Annotated in this window: 15 protein-coding genes; 5 read left to right on the top strand and 10 right to left on the bottom strand. The window is 73.0% G+C overall.

Annotated elements, in window-relative coordinates; genetic code table 11:
• Nucleotides 1-192: 192 nt before the first annotated feature.
• Nucleotides 193-450 (bottom strand): acyl-CoA carboxylase subunit epsilon, encoded by a 258-nt coding sequence (locus tag DEJ22_RS10235; RefSeq protein WP_111227049.1) that lies wholly within the window; start codon nucleotides 448-450, stop codon nucleotides 193-195.
• Nucleotides 451-499: 49 nt separating this feature from the next.
• Nucleotides 500-2,095 (bottom strand): acyl-CoA carboxylase subunit beta, encoded by a 1,596-nt coding sequence (locus tag DEJ22_RS10230; protein WP_111227048.1) that lies wholly within the window; start codon nucleotides 2,093-2,095, stop codon nucleotides 500-502.
• 74 nt (nucleotides 2,096-2,169) lie between these two features.
• On the opposite strand from DEJ22_RS10230, the gene DEJ22_RS10225 reads away from it, so the two are divergent.
• The 3 genes from DEJ22_RS10225 to DEJ22_RS10215 all read left to right on the top strand — a co-directional run bounded on the left by DEJ22_RS10225 (nucleotide 2,170) and on the right by DEJ22_RS10215 (nucleotide 4,931).
• Complete coding sequence (locus DEJ22_RS10225) at nucleotides 2,170-3,027, top strand: biotin--[acetyl-CoA-carboxylase] ligase (RefSeq protein ID WP_111227047.1); 858 nt, start codon at nucleotides 2,170-2,172, stop codon at nucleotides 3,025-3,027.
• A gap of 4 nt (nucleotides 3,028-3,031) precedes the next feature.
• On the top strand, nucleotides 3,032-3,550 hold the full coding sequence (locus DEJ22_RS10220; protein WP_181430775.1) for a PH domain-containing protein: 519 nt from the start codon (nucleotides 3,032-3,034) through the stop codon (nucleotides 3,548-3,550).
• Between the two features lie 73 nt (nucleotides 3,551-3,623).
• Nucleotides 3,624-4,931, top strand: coding sequence for a UDP-glucose dehydrogenase family protein (locus DEJ22_RS10215; RefSeq protein ID WP_111227045.1), 1,308 nt, complete (start codon nucleotides 3,624-3,626; stop codon nucleotides 4,929-4,931).
• Between the two features lie 84 nt (nucleotides 4,932-5,015).
• Here DEJ22_RS10215 and DEJ22_RS10210 read toward each other — a convergent pair whose 3' ends face one another.
• From DEJ22_RS10210 to DEJ22_RS10200, 3 genes are read right to left on the bottom strand one after another with little or no spacing between them, the layout of a single operon-like run.
• Nucleotides 5,016-6,194 carry a glycosyltransferase gene (locus DEJ22_RS10210; RefSeq protein WP_181430773.1) on the bottom strand — a complete coding sequence of 393 codons (1,179 nt, stop codon included), beginning with the start codon at nucleotides 6,192-6,194 and terminating at the stop codon, nucleotides 5,016-5,018.
• A complete protein-coding gene (locus tag DEJ22_RS10205; RefSeq protein WP_111227043.1) occupies nucleotides 6,191-7,801 on the bottom strand; it encodes an ArnT family glycosyltransferase in 1,611 nt (536 codons plus the stop codon). The genes DEJ22_RS10210 and DEJ22_RS10205 overlap by 4 nt, the downstream gene beginning before the upstream one ends.
• Before the next feature lie 40 nt (nucleotides 7,802-7,841).
• A complete protein-coding gene (locus DEJ22_RS10200) occupies nucleotides 7,842-8,327 on the bottom strand; it encodes a GtrA family protein (protein WP_258379611.1) in 486 nt (161 codons plus the stop codon).
• Nucleotides 8,328-8,460: 133 nt separating this feature from the next.
• On the opposite strand from DEJ22_RS10200, the gene DEJ22_RS10195 reads away from it, so the two are divergent.
• Nucleotides 8,461-9,597, top strand: a complete 1,137-nt coding sequence (locus DEJ22_RS10195) for a 5-(carboxyamino)imidazole ribonucleotide synthase (protein ID WP_111227041.1) — start codon at nucleotides 8,461-8,463, stop codon at nucleotides 9,595-9,597.
• 276 nt (nucleotides 9,598-9,873) lie between these two features.
• Nucleotides 9,874-10,383 (top strand): 5-(carboxyamino)imidazole ribonucleotide mutase, encoded by a 510-nt coding sequence (gene purE / locus DEJ22_RS10190; protein WP_258379610.1) that lies wholly within the window; start codon nucleotides 9,874-9,876, stop codon nucleotides 10,381-10,383.
• 93 nt (nucleotides 10,384-10,476) lie between these two features.
• Here purE and DEJ22_RS10185 read toward each other — a convergent pair whose 3' ends face one another.
• From DEJ22_RS10185 to DEJ22_RS10165, 5 genes are all read right to left on the bottom strand, one after another.
• A complete protein-coding gene (locus DEJ22_RS10185) occupies nucleotides 10,477-11,619 on the bottom strand; it encodes a glycosyltransferase family 4 protein (protein WP_111227236.1) in 1,143 nt (380 codons plus the stop codon).
• A 76-nt stretch (nucleotides 11,620-11,695) separates the two neighbouring features.
• On the bottom strand, nucleotides 11,696-12,592 hold the full coding sequence (locus tag DEJ22_RS10180) for a lysylphosphatidylglycerol synthase domain-containing protein (protein WP_181430771.1): 897 nt from the start codon (nucleotides 12,590-12,592) through the stop codon (nucleotides 11,696-11,698).
• A 49-nt stretch (nucleotides 12,593-12,641) separates the two neighbouring features.
• The gene (gene rfbD / locus DEJ22_RS10175) at nucleotides 12,642-13,493 is read right to left on the bottom strand and encodes a dTDP-4-dehydrorhamnose reductase (protein WP_111227039.1); all 852 of its coding nucleotides are present in this window, start codon (nucleotides 13,491-13,493) and stop codon (nucleotides 12,642-12,644) included.
• 14 nt (nucleotides 13,494-13,507) lie between these two features.
• Nucleotides 13,508-14,494 carry a dTDP-glucose 4,6-dehydratase gene (gene rfbB / locus DEJ22_RS10170; protein WP_111227038.1) on the bottom strand — a complete coding sequence of 329 codons (987 nt, stop codon included), beginning with the start codon at nucleotides 14,492-14,494 and terminating at the stop codon, nucleotides 13,508-13,510.
• An 80-nt stretch (nucleotides 14,495-14,574) separates the two neighbouring features.
• Entirely contained in the window at nucleotides 14,575-15,516 is a 942-nt protein-coding gene (locus tag DEJ22_RS10165) for a glycosyltransferase family 2 protein (RefSeq protein WP_111227037.1), read from the bottom strand.
• Nucleotides 15,517-15,524 lie beyond the last annotated feature (8 nt).

Below are 15,524 nucleotides of genomic sequence, written 5' to 3'. Positions count from 1 at the left end.
TCCTCCGTGGCTCCTGTCCCCCGAGCGAGGGAAGACCGACCGGGAAGTGCACCCTGCAACGGCGATCGGGACCGGGCGGCGGCCAGGTGCATCGGGGTACATCGTCGTTCGACACCTCCGGACGCGCTCGACCCCCGCCGGGCGCCGGCGGGGGTCGAGGGCTGCGACGGGCAGGACGACGGCTCAGGCCGGTCAGCGCAGGGAGCGGGTCCAGGCACCGTCGCCGTGGTCGAGCGGTCGACGCAGGCCCCGGGCCGTCGCGTCCCACCCGGCACGCGGCGACACGGTCACCTCCGCACGTCCGAGCGCAGCGGCCTCGTCCGCCTGTCGCTGCAGCACGGCGATCACGGCGGCGAGTTCCTCGGGGGACGGGTCGCCGGCGACGACGCGGACGTCCGCGCCGACCGGCGCGGGCTCGTCGGCGGGCACGGTCGCGGCGTGGCGGCCCATCAGCCGTCACCTCGGAGCGTCGTCGCTCGGTGCATCGTGACGGTCTCCATCAGAGCGGGATGTTCCCGTGCTTCTTCGGCGGCAGGGAGGCACGCTTGCCGCGCAGCGCCCGCAGCGCCTTGATGACCGACACCCGGGTGGCGTGCGGCTGGATGATGCCGTCGAGCTCGCCGCGCTCCGCCGCGAGGTACGGGGACGCGACGTTGTACGTGTACTCGTTGGCGAGCTTCGCCCGGACCGCCGCGACGTCCTCGCCGGACTCCTCGGCGCGCTTGATCTCGGCGCGGTACAGGATGTTGACGGCGCCCTGCCCGCCCATGACGGCGATCTCGGCCGTCGGCCACGCCAGGTTGATGTCGGCCCCGAGCTGCTTCGAACCCATGACGATGTACGCACCGCCGTACGCCTTGCGCGTGATGACGGTGACGAGCGGCACGGTCGCCTCGGCGTAGGCGTACAGGAGCTTCGCGCCCCGGCGGATCACACCGGTCCACTCCTGGTCGGTGCCGGGGAGGTACCCGGGCACGTCGACCAGCGTGAGGATCGGGATGCCGAAGGCGTCGCAGAACCGGACGAAGCGCGCGGCCTTCTCACCGGCGTCGATGTTGAGCGTGCCGGCCATCGCCTGCGGCTGGTTCGCGATGATGCCGACCGTGCGGCCCTCGACCCGGCCGAAGCCGATCAGGATGTTCGGTGCGAAGAGCGGCTGGACCTCGAGGAACTCGCCGTCGTCGACCACGTGCTCGATGATCGTGGTGACGTCGTACGGCTGGTTCGTCGAGTCCGGGATGACCGTGTCGAGCTCGTGGTCCGCGTCGGTCGTCTCGAGCTCCGGGGCGACGTCGTAGGCGGGCGCGTCGGACAGGTTGTTGTCCGGCAGGAACCCAACGAGCGACCGGGCGTAGTCGAGCGCGTCGGTCTCGTCCTCGGCCAGGTAGTGCGCGACGCCGGAGACGGCGTTGTGCGTCTGTGCGCCGCCGAGCTCCTCGAAGCCGACGTCCTCGCCCGTCACGGTCTTGATGACGTCCGGGCCGGTGACGAACATGTGGCTCGTCTTGTCGACCATGATCACGAAGTCGGTCAGGGCGGGGGAGTAGACCGCCCCGCCGGCCGCCGGGCCCATCACGATCGAGATCTGCGGGATGACGCCGGACGCCTGCGTGTTGAGGCGGAAGATCTCGCCGTACTTGCCGAGGGCGACGACACCCTCCTGGATGCGGGCACCGCCGGAGTCGAGGATGCCGATGATCGGCACGCCGGTCTTCAGCGCGTGCTGCATGACCTTGACGATCTTCTCGCCGGCGACCTCGCCGAGGGAGCCGCCGAAGACGGTGAAGTCCTGCGCGTACACCGCGACGTTGCGGCCGTGGATGGTCCCGACGCCGGTCACGACCGCGTCACCGTAGGGACGCTTCGCGTCCATGCCGAACGAGGTCGTGCGGTGGCGGACGAACTCGTCGAACTCGACGAAGGAGTTCTCGTCGAGGAGCTGTTCGATGCGCTCGCGGGCGGTGCCCTTGCCCTTCGCGTGCTGCTTCGCGATGGCGGCCTCGCCCGCGGCGGTCACGGCCTCGTGGTAGCGGTCGCGCAGGTCCGCGAGGCGACCGGCCGTCGTCGAGAGGTCGGGGGTGTCTCCTGTGGTCACCCGCTCACCCTACCGGCGGCCACCACGACCCCGGTTGGAGGACCCCCACGGTTCCTGCCCGTAGATTTGCGTGCATGTCCACACCCGAGCCACCGGCCCTCCCGCGCGCCCGAGCCGTCGTCGAGGCCGTCGGCGGGGTGTTCGACACGCCGGTGCGCACCGGCTCGACCAACGCCGACCTGCTCGCCGTCGCGGTCGAGCGGCCCCACGGCAGCGTCGTCGTCACGCTCGACCAGACCGCCGGACGCGGTCGCCTCGACCGCACCTGGACGGCGCCGGCCGGGCAGGCACTCGCGGCGAGCCTGCTCGTCCGCGCCGACCTCGACGCGCGTGACCGGGGGTGGCTCCCGCTGGTGGCCGGTACCGCGATGCGTGACGCGGTGTCCGCGGTGCTGCCGGACGTCGACGGGACGCCGCGTGCCTCCCGGCCGATCGACGGCGAGCCGTCACGCGCGCCGGAGCCGCGGGCCCTGGTGAAGTGGCCGAACGACGTCCTGGTCGACGGGCGCAAGGTGTGCGGGATCCTCTGCCAGGTCGCCCCGGACGGCAGTGTCGTCGTGGGTGTCGGCGTCAACCTGACCATCCCGTCGGCATCGCTGCCGACCCCGACGTCCACGTCGCTCGCGGTGGCCGGCGCATCCGGCGACGCCGTGGACCTGGCGGACGCGGTCCTCTCCGCCTTCACGACGGCGGTCCTGGAGGCGGTGTACGCCCTGGTCGACGGCGGTCCGGCTGCCGAGGCGGTCCGGTCCCACGTCCGCGCCACGTGCGGCACGATCGGTCGCCGCGTCCGCCTGGAACTGCCCGACGGCACCGTCGACGAGGTCGACGCCACGGGCGTCGACGACGAGGGCAGGATCACGATCCGGGATCGGGACGGCCGCTCCAGGGGCGTCGCGGTGGGCGACCTCACCCACCTGCGGTATGCATGACGGCATGACCGAGGAGCCGCCGCCCGAACGCGTCGTCGCGCGGCTCCGGCCGCACGCACGCCGACTCGTCCGGCCCGCCGTCTTCGTCGTGCTCGTCGCCCTGGCGGGCGGGTTCGGATTCGGTGTCTTCCGCGCGCAGCTCGCGTGGCTGAACGTCGTCGTCGCCGGGCTGACGGTCCTGCTCGTCGTGCTCGGTGGGCTCGTCCCGCTGCTCCGGTGGATGTCCGAACGGTACGTCGTCACGACCCGCCGGTTGGTCGTGGTGCACGGACTCGGCACCCGGACCCGGCGGGAGCTGCTGCACTCGCGGGGCTACGACGTGACGGTGCGACGTCGCGGCCTGCAGGGGGTCTGGCGGTCCGGGGACGTCCTGGTGTTCCCCGGGGACGACGCACCGGTCGTGCTGGCCGACGTGCCGCACGCCGACCTCGTGGTGGCGGTGCTCCACGACCTGGTCGAGGCGTACGAGTCCAGGAGGCGGCACCGCGAGCCGGACTCGGACGAGATCGTCGGCGGGTACTGAGCGGACGCGAGCCCGGCTCACGACCGCCGTGTCCCGGCACCGGACGGACGACTGCGTCCGGTAGCGTCGACCTGTGCGTATCTCCGTCATCGGCTGCGGGTACCTCGGTGCCGTGCACGCCGCCTCCATGGCCAAGCTCGGACACGACGTCGTCGCCGTCGACGTCGATCCCGTGAAGATCGGACAGCTCGCCGCCGGGCAGGCGCCGTTCTTCGAGCCCGGACTGCCTGAGACCCTCGCCGAAGCGCTCGCCTCCGGCCGGATCGAGTTCACGACCGACACCGCGCGCGTCGCCGGTGCGCGCGTGCACTTCCTCGCCGTCGGCACGCCGCAGGGTCCGACGGGAGCGGCGGACCTGACGTACGTCGACACGGCGGTGACCGACCTCCTGCCGCACCTGGCGCCGGGCGACCTGGTCGTCGGCAAGTCCACCGTGCCGGTCGGCACCGCGGCGCGGCTCGCCGAGCGCGTGCGCGAGGTGCAGCCCGAGGCGACGCTCGTGTGGAACCCCGAGTTCCTGCGCGAGGGGTTCGCGGTGCAGGACACCCTCTCGCCGGACCGCTTCGTCTACGGCGTGCCCGCCGGCGATGTCGGGGACCGCGCCGTCGCCGTCCTCGACGAGGTCTACGCGCAGGCCCTCGCCAGCGGCATCCCGCGGCTCGTCGTCGACCTGCCGACGAGCGAGCTCGTCAAGATCAGCGCGAACGCCTTCCTCGCGACCAAGATCTCCTTCATCAACGCGATGGCCGAGATCGCCGAGGTGGCCGGAGCCGACGTCACGGCGCTCGCCGACGCCATCGGCCACGACGACCGGATCGGCCGGAAGTTCCTCAACGCCGGTCTCGGGTTCGGCGGCGGGTGCCTGCCGAAGGACATCCGGGCGTTCCAGGCGCGGGCGGACGAGCTCGGCGTGGGGAGTTCGCTCGCCTTCCTGGCCGAGGTCGACGCGATCAACCTGCGGCGTCGCGGCCACGTCGTGACCCTCGCCGAGGAGATGCTCGGCGGCTCCGTCGCGGGGCGTCGCGTGGCGGTGCTCGGACTCGCGTTCAAGCCGAACTCCGACGACGTCCGCGACTCGCCGGCGCTCGACATCGCCGTGCGGCTGGTCGAGCTCGGTGCGACGGTGCGGGCGTACGACCCCGCCGCCAACCACACCGCGGCGCGCGTGCGGCCGGAGGTCGCGACGGTGGACTCCGCCGCCGAGGCGCTGCGCGACGCCGACCTGGTGCTCGTGCTGACCGAGTGGGCCGAGTTCCGTCAGCTCGACCCGCAGGCCGTGGCCGAGCTCGTCGCCGCGCCCGTGGTGCTCGACGGCCGGAACTGCCTCGACCGCGAGGCGTGGACCGCCGCCGGCTTCACGGTACGGGGCATGGGGCGCTGACCCGCGGGACCGCTCGCTGACCGAGCCGCGCGACAGGGGGAGGCATCCGGCACTCGGCGCCGGCGCGCCGCGGCGCGCCGGCGGTCAGTCGGTGCCCCGCCCCGCGGCGTCCCGCAGGACCGCGCGGTACCGGGCACCGATGTGGTCACCGGCGTACGGCTCGGCGGCCCGTTCGGCGCCGGCCTGCCAGCGTGCTCGTCCGTCGCTGTCGGAGAGGGCGCGCCGGAGCGCCGCCGCCAGCGCCACGACGTCGCCCGGCGGGACGAGGAGGCCGGAGACGTCGTCCCGCACGACGTCCCGGATGCCCGGCAGGTCGCTCGCGACGACGGCGGCTCCGACGGCAGCTGCTTCGAGGAGCGTCACCGGGAGGCCCTCCTGGTCTCCGTTCGCAGCGGGCACGGACGGCATCGCGACCACCTCGGCGGACGCCAGCGCCTCGAGGACCTCTTCCTTCCCGCGCTGACCGACGAAGGTCACCGGCAGGCCGGCGGCCCGCTGCTCCAGCTGTGCGCGGAGCGGCCCGTCCCCGACGACGACCAACTCCCACGCGACGTCGTCGACGCGTCGCAGGGCGTCGAGGAGGACCGCGAACCCCTTCTTCTCGACGAGCCGTCCGACGGCCACGACCCGCCCCGCCGTCCGCGCCGTGCGTGCCCGGGCGGCGGCGGCGGGACCGGGTTCGACGCCCATCGGGACCACGCTCGTCCTGGCAGCGGGGACGCCCCAGGCGGTGAGCCGCTGGCGCATCTCGCCGTTCACCGTCGTCACGTGTGCGGCGCGTTCCAGCACCCAGCGCTTCAGCCGGACCAGGAGCGCTCCGCGCAGGGCGTAGACGTCGCCTCCGTGCGTGGTGACGACCATCGGGACCCGCGGCGCAGCCAGGGTCGCGACGAGGGCCTGCGGCACGGCCCAGTGGGCGTGCACGACGTCGGGCCGCCCGGACCGCACTGCGCGGCGGACCGCCAGGTACTGCGCCACGAGCAGGGACGGCACCTGCAGCACGCGGCTGCGGCGGGCCCGGAGGTTGTCGAGGATCGCCCCGTCGGCGAGGTCCTCGAAGCGTCGGGGGAAGTACGGGTAGCGCACCACGCGGACGCCGTCGACGACCTCGTCGGCGGCGGCTCCCCGCACCCGGGGTGTCAGCACCACGGTGTCGAACTCCTCGGCTTCGTGCCGCGCCAGGTCGAGCACGAACGCGGGCACGCCGTCATCGGGCCGCACGGGGAACGTCGACGCCAGGACGAGGAGCCGGGGGCGCGTCACCGGGACTCCCCGAGCGTGCGGTGGTCGCTGTCCGTCACGACCGGACCGGCCGCGGAGCGGGACCCCGCCACCCGGGCCACCGACAGGACGAGTCCGACGAGGACGAGCAGGGCCAGCACCACGACGGTCCACAGCGACACCGGTCCCAGCGCGGCGTACCGCGCGGCGCCGCCGTGTCCGGGCCACGGCACGGCACCGTTCCAGAACCAGCTCGTCACCACGACGGCGCCGTACAGGCCGACGGCGGGGCAGACGACCGCGAGTGCGGTCGCGGTCCACCGTCGCCCGCGAGGGGTCCCGGGAACGCGACGCCAGGCGATGGCGGAGAGCGCGACGAGGCACAGCAGCGCGGGGAAGGCGTACCGTCCCTGCGTCCCGGCGACCTCGGTGGTGGTGAGGTACGCCCGGACACTCGTCGCGGTCTGCACGAGCAGGACCACCGCCGGGAACGAGACGAGCACGAGGGACGTTCCCAGGTCCGGACGGCGGAAGGCGAACAGCACGACCACCGCGAGTGCGACCACCGTGAGCGCCGCGGTCAGGCCGTCGCCGATGCTCACCTGGGCACCCAGACCGGGGCTGCCCCAGAAGGTGCGGGCCAGCGTCCCCCAGCTCACGTCGACGAAGTGCACGACGGACGGGTGCTCTCCCGGCGGGAACGCCCTGGGCGGACGGATCGATGCGTAGCCGTCCGGCTGCAGGCGGTGGTACGCCACGAGGTTGTGCACCCACCACCAGGAGCCGACGGCACCGGCGACCGCGAGCACGACGAGGGCACGGACGAGCCGACGGACCAAGGGCAGGACGCCGGCCCCGGCGACGAGCACGGCGAGCCCGACGAAGGGGACTGCGGGCAACGCGGTGCCCTTCACCCAGCACGCGGCTCCGAGGGCGACCCCGAGCCCGACGGCGGCCCGCCATCGCAGGTCGCCGGTGAGCAGGCGCACCGCGAGCCACACGACGACACCGGTCAGCAGCATGGTCGGAGCGTCGTTCGTCACCGAGGCACCGATCGAGGCGAGCTGCGGCGTCGCGAACAGCGCGAGCGAGCCCACCAGCGCAGCACGCGGTGAGCGGGTGAGCCGGCGCACCGTGGCCCAGGCGAGGACGGCGAGCGGCGTGACCACCAGCGCGTCGGCGAGCCGCAGCGCGAGCACGGCCTGGTCGAGCCGCAGGTCGCCGAAGTGCACGGCACGGAGGACCAGGGCGTCGCCGAGGTACGCGGTCGGCGGGTGCTGCGTCATCTGGTTCACGGTGGTCGAGTCTCCGGGCGCGGCGGCGAGGAGCTCGCTGACCGTCGACCACCGGTCCTGCGGCAGCGACGACCGTTCCGAGGTGCCGGCGAGCACGGCCTCGAGCACCCGCATGTCCCCGGGGGCCGGCCACGCATCGCCGAGGGCGACGTGCAGGGCGGCGTCCACGTGCGCGGTCTCGTCGGGGGCCTCGAAGGTCGGCACGACCAGGGCCCACACGGCGAGCCAGAAGCCGAACGTCGCGGTGACGACCGCGACCGTGGTCCGCTCCCGTCGATCGACGGCGGGGTGGGGCCCGGTGGTCCGGTCGTACGTCGGGGCGGCGGACAGGTCGGTCGTCGGTTCTGCGCGCACCCCGCAATCCTACGGAGCGGACGGTCCCGGGTCCGTCGGCTCAGACGCCGTTCGGCAGGCGTGCGTCCTCGGGGACCGCCGCGCGCGCGGACTCCTGCTGGACGCGGTCGGGGTGGTACACCCACACCTTGTACAGCCAGAACCGGAAGGCGGTGCCGAGCGCGAGCCCGATCACGTTGCCCGAGACGTTGTCCGCGAACGCGGAGGTGAAGCCGAGCAGGTAGTGGGAGACCCCGAGGCAGCCGAGCGAGATGACCATGCCGCCCAGGGAGACGACGAGGAACTCGACGCCCTCGCGTGCGGCGACCGAACGACGTTGGTGCCGGAAGGTCCAGTACCGGTTGCCCAACCAGTTCACCGCGATGGCGAGGACCGTCGACACGACCTTCGCCCAGAAGGGGCCGGAGTGCACCTCGTCGGGTGAGAGCACGGTGGCGCGCAACAGGTTGAACACGCTGAAGTCGACGACGAAGCCCACGGCCCCGACGACTCCGAAGCGGGCCAGCTGCGCGATGAGTCGCCGCACGTCGTCTCCAGGATCCGTAGAGTTGTCCATGGCCGGGCGGGTCCCGGCTCGGTCCGGTCAGCGACCGGCAGAACCACGATTGTAGACAGCACGCTCTCCCGGCCCGGTGAGAACGGCGGAAGGAACACACAGCATGGCCTTGCGTGTCGGAGTCGTCGGCGGCGGACAGCTCGCCCGGATGATGGTCCCCGCTGCGATCGAGCTCGGTCTCGACGTCCGGGTCCTGGCCGAGGGCCCGGGCATGTCCGCGGCGATCGCGGCGACGGCCGAGGGCGACTACCACGACCTCGACACGGTCCTCGCCTTCGCCCGCGAGGTCGACGCGGTCACGTTCGACCACGAGCACGTGCCACAGGACGTCCTCCGGGGCCTCGTCGACGCCGGGATCGCCGTGCACCCGGGCCCGGAGGCGCTCGCCGTCGCGCAGGACAAGATCGTCATGCGGCGGCGACTCGGCGAGCTCGGGTTCCCCGTCCCGGACTGGGCGGCCGTGCACGACGCCGACGAGCTCCGCGCGTTCCTCGACGAGCACGGGGGCCGTGCGGTCGTGAAGACCGCTCGCGGGGGCTACGACGGCAAGGGGGTGCGCGTGGTGTCGGATGCCGCCGAGGTCGAGGACTGGTTCACCGCGGTCGCCGAGTCCGGCTCCGACCAGGCGCTGCTCGTCGAGGAGCTCGTGCCCTTCACCCGCGAGCTCGCACAGTCCGTCGCGCGCCGTCCCTCCGGCGAGGTCGTCGCGTGGCCCCTCGTCGAGACGGTGCAGCGCGACGGCGTGTGCGCCGAGGTCATCGCCCCGGCGCCCGCCAGCGCCGGACGCCTCGCCGACGCCGCCGAGTCGCTCGCGGTCGGGATCGCCGAGGCGCTCGGGGTGACCGGGGTGCTCGCCGTCGAGCTCTTCCAGACCGCCGACGAGCGCATCCTGGTGAACGAGCTCGCCATGCGGCCGCACAACACCGGCCACTGGACGATCGACGGCGCCACGACGAGCCAGTTCGAGCAGCACCTGCGTGCGGTGCTCGACCTGCCGCTCGGCGCGACCGGCACACACGACCCGGTCGCCGTCATGGTGAACGTGCTCGGCGGCCCGTCGGACGGCGACCTCGCCGCGCGGTACCCGGCGGCGCTCGCCGCCTTCCCCGAGGCCAAGCTGCACTTCTACGGGAAGGCGCCGCGGCCGGGCCGCAAGGTCGGACACGTCACGGTCACCGGGGACGACGTGGACGACGTGGTGTACCGGGCGCGTGCCGCGGCGGCGCACTTCGACGACTGACGTCGGTGCCGTGCACCCGACGCGGACGGGAGGCACGGTGCGCCTGACGGACGCCCGGCGTCGCGCAGGTGGCCGGGTCGGGGAGCGTGGCGAGGCGTGACGACGCCACCGTGCGCGACGGACGTGGTCCTGCGGTGGACCGGACCGGTCCGTCGGGGCGCCCGGCGTGGTCGGCGCGGGTCGTGCCTCCCGTCCGGGTCTGCGTCCCGCGTGGCGCATGTGCCCTGCGCGCCCCACGCATCGCGCGGGTGCTGCGCGCTCGGCTAGCCTCGTGACGTGACCGACACCATCGCGCCCACCCCGCTCGTCTCGATCATCATGGGATCGGACTCCGACTGGCCCACCATGCGGGCGGCGACGGAGATCCTGACGGAACTCGACATCCCGTTCGAGGCCGACGTGGTCTCGGCCCACCGCACCCCGGACAAGATGGTGCGCTACGCGCGTGCTGCCGCGGACCGCGGCGTCCGGGTCGTCGTCGCCGGTGCCGGGGGAGCGGCGCACCTGCCCGGCATGGTCGCCTCGCTGACGACGTTGCCCGTGATCGGCGTACCCGTGCAGCTCGCGCGGCTCGACGGTCTCGACTCGCTGCTGTCGATCGTGCAGATGCCCGCCGGCATCCCGGTCGCGACGATGGCGATCAACGGTGCCGCGAACGCCGGGCTCCTCGCAGCGCGCATCATCGGATCGGCCGAGCCCGCGGTCGCGGCGCGGCTCGCTGCGTACGCCGCCGGGCTCGAGCAGGTCGTCGAACGGAAGGCCGCGGCGCTGCGCGAGCAGCTCTGACGGCGTCGACGGCGCTGCCTCCCGTCGGATCAGCCGACTGCCCGGGACGGCGTCCGTCTGCTCGGGCCGTCGTCGGGGGTGTCTCGGCGTGTCTCAGAGGTCCGCGTGCAGCTGCCACGTCTCGAGTGCGGAGTCCCGCCAGTCGAACATGCGCGCCCGGTCCGGGCCGGCGATCGCGAGCTGACCTGCGAGCAGCGGGTCCGCGACCACCTGGTAGACGGCCTGCGCGAGCCGCTCGGAGTAGGACTCGCGCGGGTCGCGGGCGACGGTGACGCCCGCGTCCGAGGCGACCTCGCTGACGGCCGGGTCGTCGGAGTGCACGACGGGCGTGCCGAAGCTCATGGCCTCGATCACGGGCAAGCCGAAGCCCTCGGCGAGGCTCGGGAACACGAACACTGCGGCGCGGTCGTACGCGACCGCCAGGTCGGCGTCGTCCACCCGGCCGAGCACCTTGACCCGGTCGGCGGCGAGACCGGCGCGCTCGGCGGTGCCGAGGACGTCGACGTCGCCCCAGCCGTCCGGACCGGCGACGACCAGCGGGACGTCCTGCGGCGCGTCGGGGTGCGCCATCGCCTCGATGAGGTGACGGAGCCCCTTGCGCGGCTCGAGGGTGCCCACCGCGAGGACGTACCGGTCGGGGAGGCCGAGTCGTTCCGCGCGCAGGTCGGCGTCCACGGGCACGCGGAGTCGGCTGGTCGGAGCGCCGCCGATCACCCGCAGGCGGTCGCCGAAGCGGTGGATCTCGTCGAGCTGGGCAGCGACTGCGTGCGTGGGCACGACGACGGCGTCGGCGTGCTTCCACGCCCGCTTCACCATCGCCTTGTGGAAGTGCACGCCACGGGGTGTGAGGGTCTCGGGGTGGGTCCACGGCACGGTGTCGTGCACGGTCACCACGGTCTGGCGACCGGGCTCCTGGAAGCGGTCGTGCTTCACGAGGGGAGCGAGCACACTGGGTGCGTGGACCATGCCGTGCGAGGCACCGTGCGCGAGCCCACCCTGCCAGGCGAACGAGAGCTCGCGGCGGGGCAGCGCGAGTCGCTCGACGCCGGTCAGGCCGGGCAACAGCGTCCGCAGACGCTCGACGTCGGCGCGCGGCGCAGCGGAGACGATGCCCTCGACGTCGCACCCGGCCGGAGCGGTCTCGACGAGCTGCCGGGTGAGTTCCTCCGCGTAGCGACCGATCCCGCCCGGGACCGGCGCGATCACCTGGTCGACGACGACGCGGAGAGTGGTCATGCGGTACGGCTCCTCGGGTCGGTCGGGCGGCACTGCGCACAGTACCGGCGAGACACTACCAGGGGCGCCGTGGAGATCACGCCGCGTCGACGCGACGGCGGTGGCGGACCGCGAGTGCGGCGCCGACCGCGGCGAGCACGACGTCGCCGAGGGTCATCAGCGCACGGCTGACGACGGCGAGGGCCAACGCGCCGGACACCCCCGCGACGGGACCGAGGAGCAGCACGAGGACGCCCTCGCGGGCCCCGAGACCGGCGGGGGCGACGACGACGAGGAACCCGACCAGCCATGCCACGGCGTAGGCGCCCGTCGCGAGCGGGGGCACGGCGGTCCCGTCGGCGCCGAAGGCCCGCAGCACCGTCGAGGCCTGCACGCCGTAGGCGAGCCACATCGCGGCCGACCACGCGATCGACGCGAGCGTCGCGCCCCAGGAGAGCGACACGACCTGCGGCGGACGGCGCAGGAGCCGCATCGCGAGGGCGATGAGCCGTGCGAGCACCGGCGGCATCAGGGTGACGAGGCCGAGCGCCGCGACGACCGCGAGCCACCAGAACGTCGTGAGCCCGTCCGGTGCGCCGACGAGCAGGCCGACGATGCCGACGAGGGCCGCGGTGACCATGCTGACGAGCATCGAGGCGAGCGATGCGGCAGCGCTGGTCGTCCGGGCGAGGCCGTGGGCGCGGCCGAGCTCGGCCTGCGCCGCGATCGACCACACGCCGCCGGGCACGTACTTGCCGAGCTGTCCGACGAAGAACACCGAGGAGGCGGCGGACACGGGCAGACGCGTCCCGGTCGCGGCGGTCATGGCGCGCCACGACGCCATGTTCGCGACGAGGGCGACGAGGGTCGCCAGGACACCGACCACCACCGTGCCGACGGAGAGACGGGCGAAGTCACGGACGATCGCGTCCCACTGCTGCACGACCCCCACGACGAGGAGCGCGACCGCCAGTGCGGCCGCGCTCCACTTCACCGCGGTGACGATCCGGGCACGGCGCCCGGGGGACCGACCGGTGGCCGGCTCAGGCGTCGAGGACACCGGCCTCCACCGCCGCGTGGAGCGCCTCGCGCCAGTCACGCATCGGTGCGAGCCCGGCCCGGCCCCACGCGTCGTGCCCGAGCACGCTGTACGCGGGACGCGGGGCAGGGCGAACGAACGCGGTGCTGTCGGTGGGCAGCACCCGCTCCGGGTCGAGGCCGACCTCGGCGAAGATCGCCTTCGTGAAGTCGAACCACGAACCCTGCCCGCCGTTCGTGCCGTGGTAGGTCCCCGCCGGCGCGTCGGCGTCGAGCATCGCGACGATCTGCCGGGCGAGGTCGCCGGTCCACGTCGGCTGGCCCACCTGGTCGGTGACGACGCTGACGGTGTCGTGCGACCCGGCGAGCCGGACCATCGTCTTCGCGAAGTTCGGCCCGTGTGCGCCGTAGAGCCACGCCGCCCGCACGATCCAGGACGAGTCCGGGGCGGTGGCGCGGATCGCCTCCTCGCCGGCTGCCTTGGTGCGCCCGTACGCCCCGAGCGGTGCGAGCGGAGCGTCCTCGGGGTACGGCGAGGTGCCGGTGCCGTCGAACACGTAGTCCGTGGAGACGTGCACGAGCTTCGCGCCGGCCGCGGACGCCGCGGTCGCGAGGACCGCGGGCCCGCGCGCGTTCACGGCGTACGCGTCGTCCTCGTGGGACTCGGCGTCGTCGACCTTCGTGTAGGCGGCGCTGTTGATCACGACGTCGTGGCCGGCGACCGCGGCGGCGACCGCGGCGGCGTCGGTCACGTCGAGGTCGGCCCGACCGAGGGCCGTGACGTCCCGCCCGGCGAGGGCGTCCTGCAGGTCACGGCCGAGCATGCCGGCCGCACCGGTGATGAGGTAGCGGGTCATGGTCGTCGACGGGCTCAGCTGAGCGCCGCGCGCTCCTTGAGCGGCTCCCACCACGAGCGGTTGTCGCGGTACCACTGCACGACGTCGGCGAGGCCCTGCTCGAACGGGACCTGCGGCTCGTAGCCGAGCTCGGCCTGGATCTTCGAGATGTCGACCGAGTAGCGCAGGTCGTGGCCCAGGCGGTCCTGGACCCGGTCGACGTAGGACCAGTCCTTGCCCGTGGCGTCGAGGAGCAGCTGCGTGAGCTCCTTGTTGGTCAGCTCGGTGCCACCGCCGATGTTGTAGATCTCGCCGGCGCGGCCCTTGACGAGCACCATCGCGATGCCGCGGGTGTGGTCGTCGACGTGCAGCCAGTCGCGGACGTTGTTCCCCTCACCGTAGAGCGGCACGTGCCGGTCGTCGATGAGGTTCGTGACGAAGAGCGGGATGACCTTCTCGGGGAAGTGGTACGGCCCGTAGTTGTTCGAGCAGCGCGTGATCGAGAGGTTCAGCCCGTGGGTGCGGTGGTAGCTGCGAGCCAGGAGGTCGCTGCCGGCCTTCGACGCCGAGTACGGCGAGTTCGGCTCGAGCGGGCGCTCCTCGTCCCACGAACCCTCGCTGATCGAGCCGTAGACCTCGTCCGTGGACACGTGCACGAAGCGCTCGGTGCCGTGGCGGAGCGCGGCGTCGAGGAGCCGCTGGGTGCCGACGACGTTCGTCTCGACGAAGATGCCGGAGTCGCGCACCGACCGGTCGACGTGCGACTCGGCCGCGAAGTGCACGATCGCGTCGATGCCCGGGATGACCTCGTCCAGCTTGGCGGCGTCGCGGATGTCGCCCTGCACGAAGGAGTAGCGCGGCGAGTCCGCCACCGGTGCGAGGTTCTCGAGGTTGCCCGAGTAGGTCAGGGCGTCGTAGACGACGACCTCGGCCCCTTCGAGGCCGGGGTAGGCGTCCTCGAGGGTTCTGCGGACGAAGTTCGAGCCGATGAAGCCGGCCCCTCCGGTGACGAGGATCTTCACGCTGGTTTCCTTTTCGTGGCCGATGGACGTCGGCCCGGGCCGACGACGGTCGGCAGGCAGTCTAGCGGCGTCCCGTGCCGTCAGTCCCCGTACCGCGCCAGCTTCTGGAGGTCGAGCTGTTCCTCCGCCAGCGTCCGGTTCAGCCGGGTCAGGTCGGCGACCACTCCGATCGTGATCGACAGCAGGGCGCTGATGACGAGGACCACGCCGAGGATGAGGGACTGCAGGTGGTTGCCGCCCGAGTCCGTCAGCATCAGCACCAGGTACCGCACGAAGGGCACGAGCCCGGCGACGCCGAACACCGCGCTGACCCAGGCGAACAGCGCCATCGGACGGTACATCAGGTAGACGCGGGCGATCGCGGAGCCCGACTGGAACATGTGCTGCCAGATGTTGTCGAACAGCCGGGACTCGCGCGTCTTCGGGTTCGTCGTGATCGGGATGCTCTCGATCGCGAGCCGCTTGTAGCCGGCCTGCACGATGGTCTCCATGCAGTAGCTGAAGCGCGTGACGATGTTGAGCCGGATCAGCGAGTACTTCGAGTAGGCGCGGAACCCGCTCGCGGCGTCCGGCAGATCGAGCCCGGCCGCGCGGCTCGCGACGAACGACCCGAACCGCTGCATGAGCTTCTTGAACCCGGAGAAGTGCTCGATGGTGCGGGTCTGTCGGTCGCCGATGACGATGTCCGCCTGCCCGTTGACGATCGGCTGCACGAGCTCGGTGATCTGGACCTGGGGGTACTGGTTGTCGCCGTCGGTGTTCACGACGATGTCCGCACCGTGCAGGAGCGCGTAGTCGACGCCGTCACGGAAGGACCGGGCGAGCCCCATGTTCCTGGTGTGTCGGACGACGTGCCGGACGCCGTGCGCCCGGGCGACCTCCACCGTGCGGTCGGTCGAGCCGTCGTCGATCACCAGGAGTTCGATCTCGTCGATGCCCGGGATCGACTCCGGGATGGTCTCGAGGACGGCGGGGAGGGTCTGCTCCTCGTTGAGGCAGGGGATCTGCACGAACAACTTCACGGCGCGGC

Source organism: Curtobacterium sp. MCSS17_007, from assembly GCF_003234175.2.
Taxonomy (GTDB): Bacteria; Actinomycetota; Actinomycetes; order Actinomycetales; family Microbacteriaceae; genus Curtobacterium.
The sequence above is the reverse complement of the archived record's forward strand: the minus strand, read 5'-3'. Positions and strand labels throughout refer to the sequence as shown.